Annotated in this window: 15 protein-coding genes and 1 tRNA gene; 10 read left to right on the forward strand and 6 right to left on the reverse strand. The window is 65.1% G+C overall.

Features of this window, described 5'->3' with window-relative positions:
- Positions 1-86: 86 nt before the first annotated feature.
- A tRNA-Ser gene (locus BM075_RS05280) sits at positions 87-176 on the reverse strand.
- Between the two features lie 218 nt (positions 177-394).
- Here BM075_RS05280 and BM075_RS24755 point away from each other — a divergent pair.
- The 7 genes from BM075_RS24755 to BM075_RS05320 are packed head-to-tail and all read left to right on the forward strand — an operon-like array spanning position 395 to position 7,015.
- A complete protein-coding gene (locus BM075_RS24755) occupies positions 395-1,495 on the forward strand; it encodes an SPOR domain-containing protein (RefSeq protein ID WP_245758749.1) in 1,101 nt (366 codons plus the stop codon).
- Positions 1,496-1,513: 18 nt separating this feature from the next.
- Positions 1,514-2,668, forward strand: a complete 1,155-nt coding sequence (locus BM075_RS05295; RefSeq protein WP_093359610.1) for a D-alanyl-D-alanine carboxypeptidase family protein — start codon at positions 1,514-1,516, stop codon at positions 2,666-2,668.
- Between the two features lie 4 nt (positions 2,669-2,672).
- Positions 2,673-3,326 carry a dTMP kinase gene (tmk, locus tag BM075_RS05300; RefSeq protein ID WP_093359611.1) on the forward strand — a complete coding sequence of 218 codons (654 nt, stop codon included), beginning with the start codon at positions 2,673-2,675 and terminating at the stop codon, positions 3,324-3,326.
- Positions 3,323-4,465, forward strand: coding sequence for a DNA polymerase III subunit delta' (locus tag BM075_RS05305; protein ID WP_093359612.1), 1,143 nt, complete (start codon positions 3,323-3,325; stop codon positions 4,463-4,465). Before tmk ends, BM075_RS05305 begins: the two co-directional genes overlap by 4 nt.
- Positions 4,466-4,474: 9 nt before the next feature.
- Positions 4,475-5,278: a TatD family hydrolase gene (locus BM075_RS05310; protein ID WP_093359613.1), complete on the forward strand. Its 804-nt coding sequence runs from the start codon at positions 4,475-4,477 to the stop codon at positions 5,276-5,278.
- Positions 5,278-6,075, forward strand: a complete 798-nt coding sequence (locus tag BM075_RS05315) for an MBL fold metallo-hydrolase (protein ID WP_093359614.1) — start codon at positions 5,278-5,280, stop codon at positions 6,073-6,075. The genes BM075_RS05310 and BM075_RS05315 overlap by 1 nt, the downstream gene beginning before the upstream one ends.
- Positions 6,076-6,079: 4 nt before the next feature.
- The gene (locus BM075_RS05320) at positions 6,080-7,015 is read left to right on the forward strand and encodes an AEC family transporter (RefSeq protein WP_093359615.1); all 936 of its coding nucleotides are present in this window, start codon (positions 6,080-6,082) and stop codon (positions 7,013-7,015) included.
- Between the two features lie 43 nt (positions 7,016-7,058).
- On the opposite strand, the gene BM075_RS05325 is transcribed toward BM075_RS05320, so the two are convergent.
- The 5 genes from BM075_RS05325 to BM075_RS05345 all read right to left on the reverse strand — a co-directional run bounded on the left by BM075_RS05325 (position 7,059) and on the right by BM075_RS05345 (position 12,967).
- The gene (locus BM075_RS05325; protein WP_093359616.1) at positions 7,059-7,970 is read right to left on the reverse strand and encodes an ABC transporter permease; all 912 of its coding nucleotides are present in this window, start codon (positions 7,968-7,970) and stop codon (positions 7,059-7,061) included.
- An 88-nt stretch (positions 7,971-8,058) separates the two neighbouring features.
- Positions 8,059-9,375 (reverse strand): ABC transporter permease, encoded by a 1,317-nt coding sequence (locus BM075_RS05330; protein ID WP_093359617.1) that lies wholly within the window; start codon positions 9,373-9,375, stop codon positions 8,059-8,061.
- A gap of 99 nt (positions 9,376-9,474) precedes the next feature.
- On the reverse strand, positions 9,475-10,548 hold the full coding sequence (locus BM075_RS05335; protein ID WP_093359618.1) for an ABC transporter substrate-binding protein: 1,074 nt from the start codon (positions 10,546-10,548) through the stop codon (positions 9,475-9,477).
- Positions 10,549-10,614: 66 nt separating this feature from the next.
- Positions 10,615-11,715 (reverse strand): ABC transporter ATP-binding protein, encoded by a 1,101-nt coding sequence (locus BM075_RS05340; protein ID WP_093359619.1) that lies wholly within the window; start codon positions 11,713-11,715, stop codon positions 10,615-10,617.
- Positions 11,716-11,950: 235 nt separating this feature from the next.
- The gene (locus BM075_RS05345) at positions 11,951-12,967 is read right to left on the reverse strand and encodes a zinc ABC transporter substrate-binding protein (RefSeq protein ID WP_093359620.1); all 1,017 of its coding nucleotides are present in this window, start codon (positions 12,965-12,967) and stop codon (positions 11,951-11,953) included.
- Between the two features lie 73 nt (positions 12,968-13,040).
- Here BM075_RS05345 and BM075_RS05350 point away from each other — a divergent pair, with 73 nt between their 5' ends.
- Genes BM075_RS05350 through BM075_RS05360 form a run of 3 tightly spaced genes read left to right on the forward strand, consistent with a single transcriptional unit; the run spans position 13,041 to position 15,105 of the window.
- The gene (locus BM075_RS05350; protein ID WP_093359621.1) at positions 13,041-13,544 is read left to right on the forward strand and encodes a Fur family transcriptional regulator; all 504 of its coding nucleotides are present in this window, start codon (positions 13,041-13,043) and stop codon (positions 13,542-13,544) included.
- Positions 13,541-14,311, forward strand: a complete 771-nt coding sequence (locus BM075_RS05355) for an ATP-binding cassette domain-containing protein (protein ID WP_093359622.1) — start codon at positions 13,541-13,543, stop codon at positions 14,309-14,311. Before BM075_RS05350 ends, BM075_RS05355 begins: the two co-directional genes overlap by 4 nt.
- Positions 14,311-15,105 (forward strand): metal ABC transporter permease, encoded by a 795-nt coding sequence (locus tag BM075_RS05360; RefSeq protein ID WP_093359623.1) that lies wholly within the window; start codon positions 14,311-14,313, stop codon positions 15,103-15,105. The genes BM075_RS05355 and BM075_RS05360 overlap by 1 nt, the downstream gene beginning before the upstream one ends.
- Positions 15,106-15,158 lie beyond the last annotated feature (53 nt).

Genomic DNA, 15,158 nt, shown 5'->3' on the forward strand with positions numbered 1-15,158 from the left:
GTTCGCACCCAACCGGCAAACGCCTTTGAAAACAGGAGAAAAACGCCACTCCAAGAACGGCCCGAACGCGTTCGAAAGGGTGATAGTGGCGGAGGCGGTGGGATTCGAACCCACGGTACGCTTTCACGTACGCCGGTTTTCAAGACCGGTGCATTCAACCGCTCTGCCACGCCTCCGACCGGAGCGTTCGGATACGCGTTACGGAGCGATTCTGGAAGCCGAGATGTGTGCCAACGTCCTCGCAATACGGCCACGGCGAGTCTCGACTCTTCCTTCGTCGGCAAACACGCTGTATAAGAGGTGTCAATGGGGCGAACATGCCCAAAATCGAGCGGTGGGGTCGTCTGGCCGGCCCCGGACAAGCGCGGCGAACGCGCGGAAAATGGGGTCAAGAATGGACAGATACAGGCTGACTCTGCTTCTTGGTGTTTCGTTGCTGGTTCTGCCCGTCGCAGGATGCATGGAAGGCATGCCTGGAGGGGGTGATAAACCGGAGAGCGAGGCGACGGCCTTTGCCGAGAGGCCAGCGGCCGGGCGGCTGGTCGAACGAGACGTCGAAGCGCCCGAAGTCTTCCAGGTGTCAGATACCGGCCTTTGGGACGGGCGCCCCTCCCTCGGTGGGGTTTGGGTCGCGCATCCAGACGTGAAGGAGCCGGAGCGGGTCGTCATACGCAACGAGGAGAGCGGAAGTTTCGTCATCGGCGCTCTTTTCAAGCGCGAGCGCGAGCATCCCGGACCCAAGCTTCAGGTCTCGTCCGACGCGGCTGCCGCACTCGGCCTGCTTGCAGGCAAGCCCACGAAAATCAATGTCACCGCGCTGCGCCGCGAAGAGCCGCAGGCCAAATCCGAGGCCGCTGCTCCGGCGATTGAGGAACCGGCGGTTACGGAGGCTGTTGTCGCAGATATCCCCGCCCCGGCAGCTGCGCCCGAGCCGGCCGCGGTGCCTGCCCAGGAGCAAGTTGCCTTCGGTGCACCGATCGCCGCTGGGACAATCGGTGGAGGCGACGGCGCTCCTGCCGCGCCCGCAGAGGTCTCGGCACCGGCAGACCCGGCGACGATCCAGACTGCGACCAAGCAGAAACGGTCGTGGAACCCGTTCCGCCGCTTCAAGCGCAACGAAACGGTGACGCCGGTGGCTGCACCCGCGCCGACACCGGGGATCGGGTACGAGCCGCTGACGTCGGAGCCGCTTCCCGCTGTTGCCAGCGAAGCGGCCGCTGCCCCCGAGGCGATCGCGGAAAGCCAGGCAAACGAGCCGAAGATCGACAAGCCGTACGTGCAACTCGGCATCTTCTCGGTGGAGCAGAATGCGAACAACACCGCCGATGCGATGCGAAAGAACGGCGTGACCGCGAAGGTGTTTGAGCAGGAGAGCAGCGGCAAGACATTCTGGCGTGTCGTGGTTGGCCCGGCGAGTTCCCGAGCGGACCGGACGTCCATGCTCAAGAAAGTGAAGGATCTGGGCTTTGCCGACGCCTATCCCGTCAGCGGCTGAGGCGGTAGACATACGATCATGAGAAAATTCGCCACCCTGCTGATTCTTGCCGCCGGCCTCTTTGCCAACGCGGCCTCCGCCGCCTTCGAGACACGCGCCACCGCCGCCTGGGTGCTGGACGAAACGACCGGCACCGTGCTGCTGTCCAAGAACGCGGAGACGCCACGCCCTCCGGCATCCATGTCGAAGCTGATGACGCTCGACATGCTCTTCGAAGCCGTGCGCGACGGCCGGGTGACGCTCGACACGCGCTTTAGCGTCTCGGACAAGGCGGCCGGGATGGGCGGGTCGTCCATGTTCCTGACGCCGAAGGACCGCCCGACGGTCGAAGAACTGATCCAGGGGATCATCGTGCAATCTGGCAACGATGCCTGCGTCGTGGTGGCCGAAGGGCTGGCCGGGACCGAGGATGGCTTTGCCAAGCTCATGAACGAGCGGGCACGGGCCATCGGGCTGAAGAACTCCCATTTCGTCAATGCTTCGGGCTGGCCGCACCCGGATCACAAGATGTCGATGGAAGATCTGGGCATCCTGGCTCGGCGCCTGATCGAGGAGTTTCCGGACTACTACCATTACTTCGGAATGCCCGAGTTCGGCTACGACGGCCGCGTGCCGTCCAACCACCGCAACCGCAACCCGCTGCTGTCTCTGGGCATTGGCGCCGACGGTCTGAAGACCGGTCACACGGCCGAGGCGGGGTACGGGCTTGTCGGTTCCGCCGTACAGGGGAACCGGCGGATCATCTTCGTGATTTCCGGCCTCGGGAACGAAACCGAACGCGCGGAAGAAGCCGAGAGCATCGTCAACTGGGCCTTCCGCCAGTTCGTGCACAAGACCATCGCCGAAAAAGGCACGCGCCTTGCCACGGTGCCGGTGTGGATGGGCTCGCAGCAGAATGTCGGCCTGGTCGTGCCGGAAGACTTGAACTTGCTGGTTCCTGCGGTGGTCAGAGGCGAGATCCAGGCCGAGGTGACTTACGAAACGCCCCTGCGCGCCCCGATTGCAGAGGGACAGCAGATTGGCACGCTGATCGTGGACCTGCCGGATCTGGAACGCCAGGAGCTTCCGTTGACGGCGGAGACGGCGGTGTCCCGGGGCGGGTTCCTGCCGCGCGTGCGCACCGCCGCGCTCGTGCTGTTCAAGCAAATCAGCGGACAGGCCGCGGGGCTCTGATTTCATGCCGGCGCCCGAGGCCCGGCGCGGGGTCTTCATCACGTTTGAAGGGATCGACGGGTCCGGTAAGTCCACTCAGGCCAAGCGGCTGGCCGAGGCGTTGGTTGCGGCGGGTTTCGAGGTCGAACTGACGCGCGAGCCGGGCGGCTCCGAGGGTGCGGAGCAAATCCGCAGCTTGGTGCTGGAGGGCGACCCGGATCGATGGTCGCCCGAAACCGAGATCCTGCTGTTCACCGCCGCGCGTCGGGATCACTTGGAAAAGCGGATCTGGCCCGCGCTGGAGGCTGGCAAGGTGGTCATCTGCGACCGGTTCGCCGACAGCACGCGGCTTTACCAGGGCCTGCGGCGGGACGGCTTGCGCGAGCAAGTGGATCGCCTGCATGACATGATGATCGGCACCGAGCCGGACGTGACCTTCGTGATCGACCTGGACCCTGCCCTCGGCCTGTCCCGCGCCAAGGGGCGGCAGGGCAGCGAAGAACGCTTTGAGGATTTTGGCGAGGGTATGCAACGCCGGATGCGCGCGGGATTTCTTGAACTCGCCCAAGACCATCCGGAGCGCTTTATCCTGATCGATGGCGGCCGTCCGGCGGATGCGGTGGCTGCGGACGTCCTGGCCCGCGCGCTGCCCCGCCTGCCCGCTCCGGTGACATCGTGAGCGAGAGCGCCGACATTCCTGAACCCGACCGCCTGGAAGGTGCACCGCATCCACGGGAGACCCTCGCCCTCGTGGGTCAGCAGCACGCCGAAGCCGCCTTTCTCGACGCCTACACGTCCGGCCGTCTCCACCATGCGTGGCTCATTACCGGCCCGCGCGGCGTCGGCAAAGCCACGCTCGCCTGGCGACTGGCGCGTTTCCTGCTGACAGCACCGGAGCCGGGAGGCGAGGACAGTCTGTTCGGCGCCCCGTCCCCACCCGACACGCTGGACATCGATCCGGAGCATCCGGTCAACCGCCGGGTGCAGGCCCTGTCGGAGCCACGCCTGTTTCTGCTCCGCCGGCCGTGGGACGACAAGGCGAAGCGGCTGAAGCAGGAGATCACGGTCGATGAGGCGCGCAAGCTCAAGGGCTTTTTCGCCATGTCGTCGACGGATGGCGGACGGCGTGTGGTGATCGTGGACTCGGCCGACGAGATGAACCCGTCCGCAGCCAACGCGGTCCTCAAGCTGCTGGAGGAGCCCCCTGCCCGCACGGTTTTGCTGCTCGTGTCGCATCAACCCTCGCGACTTTTGCCCACGATCCGCTCACGTTGCCGGACGCTGCGCTGCGATCCCTTGACGCCTGCTGACATGGAGCACGCACTTGCAGCCGCCGGAGCCACCTTGCCGGAGGACATGTCGCCGCTCACCGCACTGGCCGTAGGATCGGTCGGCGTGGCCTACAGGTTGATCTCCGAGGATGGTCTGGCGCTCTACGCAAACCTTGTCGCACTGTTCCAATCCGCCCCCGGTATCGACCGCGACCGGGCGCTGTCCTTCTGCAATGCCGTGGGACAGCGCGGGGGTGAGGTGACCATCGATCAGGCGTTGGAGACGATAGACCTGTTCCTCAGCCGGCTGGCGCGTACCGGCGTTCTCGGCCCCCCGGATCCGGAGGCCGCGCGTGGCGAAGCTGCCCTGATGTCCCGCCTCTGCCCCCATTTGGGCGCAGCCCGCCATTGGGCGGCGCTGCAACAGACTGTGAGCGAACGCACTCGCCATGGCGTGGCGGTCAACCTTGACCCTGCTGCCCTGCTGCTTGATACCGTGCTCAAGATCAATGCGGGCGCCGAAGAGGGATTGCCCGCGCCAGTTTGAGCCGAGCAAATGCCCCACCCCACGATCGTCGACAGCCATTGCCACCTGGATTTCCCGGATTTTGACGGGGAGCGCGACGGTATCGTCGCCCGCGCAGCAGAGGCCGGCGTGACGCGGATGGTGACGATCTGCACGAAGCTACGGCTCGAGCCGCAGGTGCGTGCGATCGCCGAAGCGCACGGGGGCATCTTTTACGCAGCCGGCACCCACCCGATGAGCGCGGCGGAAGAGCCGCTCGCCAGCGTGGACGAATTGGTCGCCCTGTCGAAGCATCCCAAGTTTGTGGGCATCGGGGAGACCGGGCTGGACTATCACTACACTGCCGAGAGCGCCGAAGTGCAGCAGGCGAGCCTGCGGATCCATATCGAGGCCGCGCGCCAGACCGGCCTGCCGCTCATTATCCACGCCCGCGATGCGGACGACGACATGGCGCGCATCCTGACCGAGGAACATGCCACTGGCGCCTATGCGTGCGTAATGCATTGCTTCAGTTCATCGGCCGCTTTGGCGAAGGCCGCGCTGGATCTGGGCTTTTACCTCTCCATGTCCGGCATCGCCGCCTTCCCGCGGAGCAAGGAGCTGCGCGATATCTTCGCCGCTGCGCCCCTCGACCGTATCCTGGTGGAGACCGACTCGCCCTACCTCGCCCCACCACCCCACCGCGGCAAGCGAAACGAACCAGCCTTCACCGCGCACACCGCCCGCGTCGGAGCTGAGGTGTTTGGTGTGGAGTACCCGGAATTCGCCGCCCGAACGACGGAGAATTTCGACCGCCTCTTCGCCAAGGCCGCCGCGTGGGAAAAGGCCGCCTGATGGCCGAACTGCGCTTTACGATCCTTGGATGCGGCTCCTCGGGCGGCGTTCCTCGCGTGGGCGGCCTTTGGGGGGCCTGCGATCCGACGAACCCCCGGAACAACCGACACCGCTGCTCGCTCCTGGTTGAACGGTTCGACAACGGCGCGGCGACCCGTGTGCTGATCGACACCACCCCCGATTTGCGCCACCAGCTTCTGTCTGCCGGCGTCGGCGTGCTCGACGCCGTGGTCTACACCCACGACCACGCCGACCATACGCACGGCATCGACGATTTGCGCATGGTTGTCTTCAACCGCGGCAGCCGCCTGCCCGTGTGGGCGACGCCGACGACGCAGGACGCCCTGATGGCTCGGTTCGGCTATGCCTTCGTTCAGCCCGCGGGTTCCGACTACCCACCGATCCTCGACATGAACACCGTCAACGGGGTCGTGACGGTTTCAGGCGAGGCCGGGCCCATTGTGCTCACGCCGATCCACGTCCGCCACGGAAACATTGACGCGCTTGGTTACCGCATCGGCGACCTTGTCTACATGCCCGACGTCAACGAGATTCCGGACACCGCGTGGGACGAGCTTTTGGGGCTCGACTGTTGGATCATCGACGCGCTGCGCTACAAACCGCACCCGAGCCATGCCCACCTTGATCTGGCGCTGGACTGGATCGCCCGTGCGGCGCCCCGTCACGCGGTTCTCACCAACATGCATATCGACATGGATTACGCCGAGGTCGCCGAGCAGACGCCGGACCATGTCAGCCCCGCCTATGACGGCATGGTCCTGCGGTACGAGGTCTGATCCGATGCTCGCCATTCTCGCCGCCATCCTTCCCGTCTTCATCGTGGTCGGCTTCGGGTACGTCGCCGTCCGCTACAATCTCTTTGCCGACAGCGCCGTCGAAGGGCTGATGAAGTTCTCGCAGAACTTCGCCATTCCCGCCCTGCTGTTTCGCGCGATGTCGACGCTGGAAATCGGCGCGGCCTTCACGCCGTCGCTCTTCCTGAGCTACTACGGCGGCGCGACCCTGTCGTTCCTGGTGGCACTGCTGGGAGCACGCCTCCTGTTCGAGCGCCCATGGGAGGACAGCATCGCCATCGGATTCAGCGGCCTTTTTGCAAATGGCCTGTTGCTTGGCGTGCCCGTCACTGAACAGGCATTCGGCCCGCAGGCGACCGAAGGCAACTTCGTCATCATCTCGGTCAATTCGCTCTACTGCTACGGCATCGGCATCACCGCCATGGAAATCGCGCGCGCTCGTCGCAGCGGCGGAACCCTGTCGCAGCTTCCCGGCCGGGTGCTTAAGGCGATGTTCCGCAACGCGATGATCCTCGGCATCATCTCCGGGCTGGCGGTCAACGCCTCCGGTTTGACGCTTCCTGTCTTCTTTACCGATGCGCTCGATCTGATGGCCCGCGCGGCCCTTCCGGCCGCCCTTTTCGGCCTCGGCGGCGTGCTCTGCCACTACCGCCCCGAGGGCGACCTTCGGACGATCGCGTTGATCGTCCTGGCTTCCCTCTTCATCCACCCGGCAACGACGTGGTTTATCGGGACGGTGTCGTCCCTGCCGGAAGCCGGTTTCCGGTCCGCCGTGACGATGGCGGCCATGGCACCGGGTGTGAACACCTACATCTTCGCCAACATGTACGGCACCGCGCGGCGGGTCGTTGCGTCTGCCGTGCTGATCGGAACGGCCGTGTCGTTGTTCACCACCTGGGCGTGGTTGACGCTACTGCACTGATCCAGCTGCGGCGGTGCCGGACCGCCGCGCCCCTGCGCTTCGCTTACCCAGGAGAGACGCCACGCAGTTTCTCCGACCGGCGGCGCAGAAGTTCCACCGTGGTCAGCAAGGCAATCGAGATGACGACCAGGATCGTCGCCACGGAGAGGATCGCCGGGGAAATCTGCTCGCGGATGCCGTTCCACATCTGGCGCGGGATCGTCTGCTGGTCGTGCGCGGCCACGAAGAGGACCACGACGACCTCGTCGAAGGACGTCACGAAGGCGAAGAGCGCCCCCGAGATCACGCCGGGCAGGATCAGCGGCATCGTGATCTTGAAGAACGTCGTCGTCGGGTCCGCCCCAAGAGAGGCCGCGGCGCGGGTAAGCGAATGGTCGAAGCCCACCAGCGTCGCCGTCACCGTGATGATGACGAAGGGGATGCCGAGCGTCGCGTGGGCCATGATGATGCCGATGTAGGTGTTGGCGAGGCCGGTCGAGGAATAGAAAAAGAAAAGACCCGTCGCGGTGATGATGAGCGGCACGATCATGGGCGAGATCAGGATGGCCATGATGGTGCGCCGGAACGGCATCTCCGGCCGCGACAGGCCGAGCGCCGCGAGCGTGCCAAGGAAGGTCGCCAGGATCGTGGCAAAGAAACCGATAATCACCGAGTTCTTGGCGGCGTTGATCCAGGCGGCGTTGGCCCAGGCGTCGGCCCACCACGACGCGTCGCGCGGGGCTTCCGGGTTTTCCATGCCGAAGGTCAGCAGAAGGTCGTACCAGCGCATGGAATAGCCCGTGGGATCGAGCGACAGCATCTTTTCGGTGAAGGTGAAATAGGGCTCCGCATTGAAGCTGAGCGGCACGACGATCAGGATCGGCGCGATAAGAAAGAGGAAGATCAGGGCACAAATCACGAGGTAGAGGTAGTGCCAGATCTTCTCCAGCGGCGAAGCGTAGCTTGGAAGGGCCATGGGCGGTCTCCGGTGGTGGAGGCCGGGGGGCCAGCCCCCCGGACCCCCCGGGATATTTATGGACACAAGAAGATGCGCGGCGGCGTCATCATCCGAGCTTGAGGTTGTCGATGCCGACCAGCCGGTCGTAGAGCCAGTAGAGCAAGAGCACTGCGCCCAACAGGAGCGAAGCGAGTGCGGCGGCCAGGGACCAATTGAGCGATTTCTGCATGTGGAAGGCGATGAGGTTGGAGATGAGCTGGCCGGAGGAGCCGCCCACCAGCGCCGGCGTGATGTAGTAGCCGACCGCGAGAATGAAGACGAGCAGGCCACCCGCGCCGATGCCCGGCACGGTTTGCGGGAGGTAGACCCGTCGGAAGGCGGTCCACGAGGTGGCTCCGAGCGAGCGGGCGGCGCGCACGTAGGACGGGTCGATCGGGCGCATGACGGAGTAGAGCGGCAGCACCATGAAGGGCAGCAGGATGTGCGTCATGGCAATGATGGTCCCGGTGCGGTTGTAGATCATTTGAAGCCGGTTCCCGTCGTCGATCAACCCCGAGGCGACCCAGAGGTCGTTGACCACGCCCTGACTCTGTAACAGCACGATCCATGAGGTCGTTCGCACCAGCAGTGAGGTCCAGAACGGCAGCAGCACGAGGATCATCAGCAGGTTGGAATGGCGCAGCGGCAGTGTCGCGAGCAGGTGCGCTATGGGAAAGCCGAGGATCAGCGTCATCAGGGTGATGAGCGCCGAGAGGACGAAGGTGCGCTGGAAGAGCAGGATGTAGACGGCGCGTTCCTCGTCGACCTTGACGATGTTGCCATCCGCGTCGCGGGTGCGGTCCAGGGCGGCGAGGTAGAAGTCGAGCGTGAAGGCCTTGGAGGCACTTCGCATCGCAGCCCAGATCTCCGGGTCGGCCCACTCCTCGTCGGCGTCCAGTATGGCCTCCTTGTAGGGCGGCTCCATACGCTCGGCCTTTCGCGACGTGCCGGTAAAGAGCGAACGGGTGCCGGAGACCTCGTAGTTGATGCGGGTGCCGATCTGGCCGATGGCCTTGATATCCCGCGCGTGGGCAAGGCCGGCGGCGAGGGCTGCATAGGCCGCCTCGTCCGGCTCCGTGCCGGGTTCATTTTCGTTGAACCAGCCGCGCAGATCGACCATGAGCGGAATGGTGTCGCCGGTGTCGCGGTCTTTCCACGAGTAGAACGCGGAGTTGTTGACGGACATCGACAGCATCTGGCCGATAGGCACCAGGAACGTGACCACCACGAAGAGCAGCAGTGGCACAACGAGGAAGAAGGCGCGGCGCTTGTTACGGGCCTGCGCGCGGGCGAGCGCGGCCTTCAGCGGCTTTCCGTCGGCCGTTGTAAGCCTGCCATCTGTGGCTCGGGTCGTGGGGGCGGCTGCGGCAACGGCGTCGGTCATGCGGTGTCCCAGCTAGGCTGTGCGGCGCGAAGCGGCGCGGTTTGGCAGGGATCCGCCCCGAGCGCGCGGCCCGGGGCGGACGGGTTCAGGAGCGGGCGGTCAGCCGGCCAGCCAGGCGTTGAAGCGCTCGTTCAGCTCCGTGTCACGGTCAGCCCAGAACTCGAAGTCAGAGGCCAGCGCCTTCTTCAGGTTGTCTTCGGCGGTGGGCATGTGCGGGCCCATCTCCGTTTTGCCGTCCTGATAGAGACCGACAAGCGGGCCGGAGGACTTGCGGGCCGGGCCGTAGCTGATCCACTTGGCCTGCTCGGCGAGCTGCTCGGTCTCCGTCGCGAAGGCGATGAACTGCAGCGCCAGATCGAGGTTCGGCGCGCCCTTGGGAATGACGTAGCCATCGTACTCGTAGATCTGCCCGTCGAAGACAGTGACGAACGGCTGATCCTCTCCCACGGCGGCGTTGAAGATCCGGCCGTTGTACGCGGTGGTCATCGCGACCTCGCCATCGGCCAGAAGCTGCGGCGGTTGAGCGCCGGCTTCCCACCAGACGACCTGGTCTTTGATCTCGTCGAGCTTGGCGAAAGCGCGGTCGACGCCCTCGTCGGTCTCGAGCATGCCATAAACTTCCTCAGGCGCCACGCCGTCGGCCATCAGCGCCATTTCGAGGTTCGCCTTGGCGCCTTTGCGCAAGCCGCGCTTGCCCGGATAGGTCTCCAGGTCGAAGAAATCGGCGATGGTGCTCGGCGGATTGTCCGGGAAGGCCGTGGAATCGTAGGCGTAGATCGTCGAGAAGACGATGGAGGTCACCAGGCAATCGGTCACCGCGCCGGGCAGGAAATCGTCCATAGCCGGCGTGCCGTCGGATCCATCTGGCAGGATCGAGGGATCGATCTCTTCCAGAAGCCCTTCGTCGCAAAGGCGTACGCCGTCAGCGTATTCCACATCGGCCACGTCCACGGTGACGTTGCCGGCTTCGACCTGGGCCTTGATCGGCGTCGCAGGGTTGTCCGCGTCGACCGAAATGACCTTGATGCCGGTCTCTTCGGTGAAGGGTTTGTGGTAGGCTTCGACCTGGGACTTGCCGTAGGCGCCCCCCCAGCTCATGACCGTCAGTTCCTGCGCCGAGGCGCCGACGGCCAAGCCAATCAAGGCTGTGGTCAGTATCAAGGTCTTCTTCATCGTCGTCTCCCTGTTGGACGGTTTTTATTGGTTATGCACCGCGCCCGTCATTAACGGCCCGAAAGCTCACATCGGGTCGAGCGCGCGGGCATCTTGCGGGTGCCAGCTGATCTGCAACTTTCGTCCCGGTTCCAGGCGCTGCTGCCCCAGCATGTTGCGGCACTTCATCACGAAGTCGTCGTGCCCCGCCACGCGCATGCGAGTGCGGAAGCTGTCGCCCATGTAGATGAACTCAAGCACTTCGGCCTCGATCGTATGGGCGCCCGGATCGAAGTACTCCGGCTTGAACTCCACGCGTTCCGGGCGGATCGAGACCAGCGTGTCCTGCCCGACCTGCGTGACGTTCACCGGGGTCGCGTCGATGATCTCGCCGGACTTGAGCCGAACGACGGCCTTGTCCGCCTCGATCGCCTCGACCGTGCCCTCCAGGCGGTTGTTCTCGCCGATGAACCCGGCCACGAAACTGTTCTGCGGCCGCTCGTAAAGCTCGTCCGGCGGGGCAAGTTGCTGGATCCGGCCGTCGTTGAAGACCGCCACACGATCTGACATCGTCAGAGCTTCGGTCTGGTCGTGGGTGACGTAGACCACCGTGATCCCGAGGCGCTCGTGCAGGTGCTTGATCTCGAACTGCATGTGTTCGCGCAGTTGCTTATCCAGCGCGCCGAGGGGCTCGTCCATCAGGACCAGTTCGGGCTCGAAGACGAGGGCCCGCGCGAGAGCAACGCGTTGCCGCTGACCGCCCGAAAGCTGCGCGGGCCGGCGGGCGCCAAATGCGCCCATCTGCACCATATCCAACGCCATGCGGACACGGGCTTCGCGGTCGCTCTTCGGCTCTCCCCGCACGTCGAGCGGAAAGGCAAGGTTCTCGGCCACTGTCATGTGGGGGAAAAGAGCGTAGTTCTGGAACACCATCCCGATACCGCGCTTGTGCGGGGGAATGTTGTTGATGGGCTTTCCGTCTAGCTTGATCTCGCCGTGGGTGGCGGTCTCGAAGCCTGCCAGCATCATCAGGCAGGTCGTTTTGCCCGAACCCGATGGGCCGAGCATCGTCAGAAACTCGCCTTTGGGCATCTGGAGATTGAGGTCTTTCACGACGAGAGTTTCCCCGTCGTAGCTCTTCTGTACCCTGTCGAATTCGACAAAGGGCTTGGCGGCTGGCGCGTTCAAGGCAGCTCCTGTCGGACGTGTCCCGCGTTACTTTCGTTCGCGACGCTATTGTTGACGTTTACTAAAGCAACCGAGATCACAGTTGGCAATCCGGCAGAGCGGCAGAAATGCTGCCAAAAACGACAGGTGCATGGCAAATGAGCGTAATTCCCCCCGTGTTCGCTCGGGAATGCGGCAGCACCGCAGAGAGGAACGACGTAGCGCCCCGGCCGGAACGCCCGGCCGGGGCTGAGACTTAGCGGCAGGTGGCGAACCCATCGGCGATGTCACGCAGCGTTGCGGTATAGAGGCCCTGGCCGGGATCGTGCGAAACGCCGAGGGGATCCAGAACCACGGTCTTCACGTTGGCGCCTTCGGCCACCGTGTCGACCAAGGCTGCGTTGAACTGCGGCTCGGTGACCATGCAGGAGACGCCGGCCCGCCGCACTTCGTCCCGAAGCGCGGCGACGCGCGCGGCCGTCGGGTCCGCCGCATCTCCGAGGGACAGCGCGCCGACGGCCTGCAGGCCGAAGCGGCGTTCGAAATACTGGAAGGCATCGTGCAGAACGATGAAGCGCACGTCGCCGAGCGGTGCGAGTTCGTCCGTGATATCGGCCCCGAGCGTCGCCAGCTCCGCCTGCGCCGCGGCCGCGTTGTCCGCGTAGGCCGTGCCGTTTTCCGGATCGATTGCCGATAGCGCCTCGGCGATCGCAGTCAGCCAGACCTGCGCATTCGCCGGGTCGAGCCAGGCATGGGGGTCCGTACCGTGGTGATCATGATGGTCGTGGTCGCCTTCCCCATCGTGGTGGTCGTTCTCGGCCTCCTCATCGTCATGGTCATGGTGGTGCTCATCCGCGTGATCGCCCTCCGACGCGTGCTGGACGGCCCCTGCATGCGCCGCCTCCTCATGCTCGAAGAGGTCGTTGCTGCGAAATTCGTGAAGCTGCGTGCCCGGCACCTCCAGAAGCTCCAGCGCCTCAGCATCCCCCGCCAGGGAGGCGATGGATTTCGACAGCCACGGCTCCAGCCCCTCCCCCGCCCAGACGACAAGATCCGCCTCCGACAGCGCGCGCGCCTCCGACGGGCGCATTGCGTATCCGTGGGGCGACGCTCCCGGTGGCACGATCAGCGACGGCGCTCCAAGCTCGCCCATCACCTTTGCAACGAGCGAATGAATCGGGGCGATATCGGTTGCCACCGACGGTACCTCCGCCATCGCCACCGCAGGCATCGACAGGGCGACAGCCACCCAACTCGTGAGACGTTTCGTCATCGGTCAACTCCATTTCCAGGTGGCGGCCTCGTAAATGATACGTTATAACAACACAAGAGAAATCGGAGAGACCATGCCCGGCCACAACAGACAGACCGAGCCCATGGGGTTCGCGCGTCATGACCACGATGCCTGTGTCAGTGCAGCGCTGACGCAGGCGGTTGCTTATTGCGACGCCGAAGGTTTGCGCTTCACGCCAGTGCGCAGGCGCGCGCTTGAAATCCTGCTGGAGAGGCACGCCGCCATGGGAGCCTACGACGTGCTCAAGCGACTGCAGGACGAGGGCCTGGGCGCGCAGCCGCCCGCAGCCTATCGGGCTCTGGATTTCCTGGTGCAGCACGGGTTTGCGCACCGCGTGGAAGGCCTGAACGCCTTCGTCGCGTGTACGCGCCCGGGCGAAGACCACGTGCCCGCCTTCCTGATTTGCACCAGTTGCAACCGCGTGGCCGAGGCGGCGACGATCCCCGCCCGGAGACTTCTGGAGACCGCCGCCGAAGCTCAGGGATTCGCCATCGCCAAGGTGCTGGTGGAGGCCGAGGGCACCTGTGCCGCCTGCCGCGAGCGGGCTCAGGCATGAGGGACATCGCACCGCCGCTCATCGCGGTCCGCAACCTCGGCGTCAGGATCGGGACGTTAGACGTCTTGCGAAACGTCGATCTGGAAATCCACCCGGGCGAGATCGTCACCATCGTCGGCCCCAACGGGTCCGGCAAGTCCACCCTTGTCCGTGCGATTGTCGGCGCCGTTCGCCCGCATACCGGCACCATCACCCGCAGTCCGGCACTTCGCATCGGCTACGTCCCACAGAAACTCCACATCGACCCGACGCTACCGATCACCGTGGCCCGTTTTCTCTGCCTGCCCACCCGCCGCACGGCAGATCAGATCGCCGGGGCACTCAATACCGTCGGCCTGCCCGACCTGCACAAGCGGCAGATGTCGGCGCTGTCGGGCGGGCAGATGCAGCGGGTGCTGCTGGCGCGCGCCCTGTTGGAAGCGCCCGACCTGCTGCTTCTCGATGAACCCACGCAGGGGTTGGACCAGCGCGGATCCGCGGCATTCTACCACCAGATCGAGGACGTTCGGGCCCGGCTCGGCTGCGCCGTCCTCATGGTCAGTCACGAACTTCACGTGGTCATGAGCGCGTCGGACCGGGTGATCTGCCTGAACGGTCACGTCTGTTGTCATGGCACGCCCGAAGTCGTTGCGACCGCCCCGGAATACAGGGCGCTGTTCGGCACGGGCACGCAGGGAGCCCTCGCGCTCTATCGCCATACACACGATCACGCCCACGACGACGACCACCCGCAGCCGGGTCACCATCACGAGGACCACGCGATCTGATGCTAGATGATTTCATGTTCCGCGCCGCGCTGGCGGGCGTCGGCACGGCGGTGGCGGCCGCCCCGCTCGGCTGTTTTGTGGTCTGGCGGCGCTTGGCCTATTTCGGCGACGCCACGGCACATGCGGCGATCCTCGGCGTCGCATTGGCGCTCGCTTTGGACGTGTCGATCTTTGGCGGCGTTGTCGTCGCGGCCCTCGCCATGGGCACGGTCGTCTCCACGCTCTCCGGTCGCGGCTTCGCGGCAGACACGGTTCTGGGGGTGCTCGCCCATTCGGCGCTGGCCTTCGGCCTCGTCGCGGTCTCGTTTCTCTCCGGCGTGCAGGTGGACCTCATGGGCTACCTTCTGGGCGACATTCTCGCCGTCAGCCGGACGGACCTGTTGCTCATCTGGGGTGGCGCCGGGGTGATCGTGGCCTTGATCGGCCTCCGATGGTCCGCATTGCTGACCGCGACCGTGGGCCCGGACCTCGCGATGGCCAGTGGCATTGATCCGCGGCGGGAACAGATGGTCCTGACGTTCTCACTTGCGCTCACGGTCGCCATTGCGATCAAGGTCGTGGGCGTTCTCCTGATCGCTGCCCTCCTGGTGATCCCGGCGGCAACGGCGCGGGGACTGGCGCGCACACCGGAAGCGATGGCGCTCTCCGCGGGCGCCACTGGCAGCGTCGCGGCCGTCGGAGGGTTGGGGGGATCGTTCATGCTCGACACACCGACGGGGCCGACCATCGTCTGCCTCGCGGCGCTGATGTTCGTGGTGTCCGTGCTGCTATCCGGACTTCAACGAACGCACTAGGACGCGGCGTCGAGCAAGGTTCGTCACCAGCGCAAGAGACGGCTGCGAGCCGA

This window comes from Tropicimonas isoalkanivorans (genome assembly GCF_900112335.1).
Lineage (GTDB): Bacteria > Pseudomonadota > Alphaproteobacteria > Rhodobacterales > Rhodobacteraceae > Tropicimonas > Tropicimonas isoalkanivorans.

Bases quoted from the DNA above. Each gene is read 5' to 3' on its own strand.
- BM075_RS05355 (WP_093359622.1), top strand. From the start codon at position 13,541: ATGAGGGACATCGCACCGCCGCTCATCGCGGTCCGCAACCTCGGCGTC.
- BM075_RS05310 (WP_093359613.1), top strand. From the start codon at position 4,475: ATGCCCCACCCCACGATCGTCGACAGCCATTGCCACCTGGATTTCCCG.
- BM075_RS05360 (WP_093359623.1), top strand. From the start codon at position 14,311: ATGCTAGATGATTTCATGTTCCGCGCCGCGCTGGCGGGCGTCGGCACG.
- BM075_RS05345 (WP_093359620.1), bottom strand. From the start codon at position 12,967: ATGACGAAACGTCTCACGAGTTGGGTGGCTGTCGCCCTGTCGATGCCT.
- BM075_RS05350 (WP_093359621.1), top strand. From the start codon at position 13,041: ATGCCCGGCCACAACAGACAGACCGAGCCCATGGGGTTCGCGCGTCAT.
- BM075_RS05295 (WP_093359610.1), top strand. From the start codon at position 1,514: ATGAGAAAATTCGCCACCCTGCTGATTCTTGCCGCCGGCCTCTTTGCC.
- BM075_RS24755 (WP_245758749.1), top strand. From the start codon at position 395: ATGGACAGATACAGGCTGACTCTGCTTCTTGGTGTTTCGTTGCTGGTT.
- BM075_RS05335 (WP_093359618.1), bottom strand. From the start codon at position 10,548: ATGAAGAAGACCTTGATACTGACCACAGCCTTGATTGGCTTGGCCGTC.
- BM075_RS05320 (WP_093359615.1), top strand. From the start codon at position 6,080: ATGCTCGCCATTCTCGCCGCCATCCTTCCCGTCTTCATCGTGGTCGGC.
- BM075_RS05330 (WP_093359617.1), bottom strand. From the start codon at position 9,375: ATGACCGACGCCGTTGCCGCAGCCGCCCCCACGACCCGAGCCACAGAT.
- BM075_RS05315 (WP_093359614.1), top strand. From the start codon at position 5,278: ATGGCCGAACTGCGCTTTACGATCCTTGGATGCGGCTCCTCGGGCGGC.
- tmk (WP_093359611.1), top strand. From the start codon at position 2,673: ATGCCGGCGCCCGAGGCCCGGCGCGGGGTCTTCATCACGTTTGAAGGG.
- BM075_RS05325 (WP_093359616.1), bottom strand. From the start codon at position 7,970: ATGGCCCTTCCAAGCTACGCTTCGCCGCTGGAGAAGATCTGGCACTAC.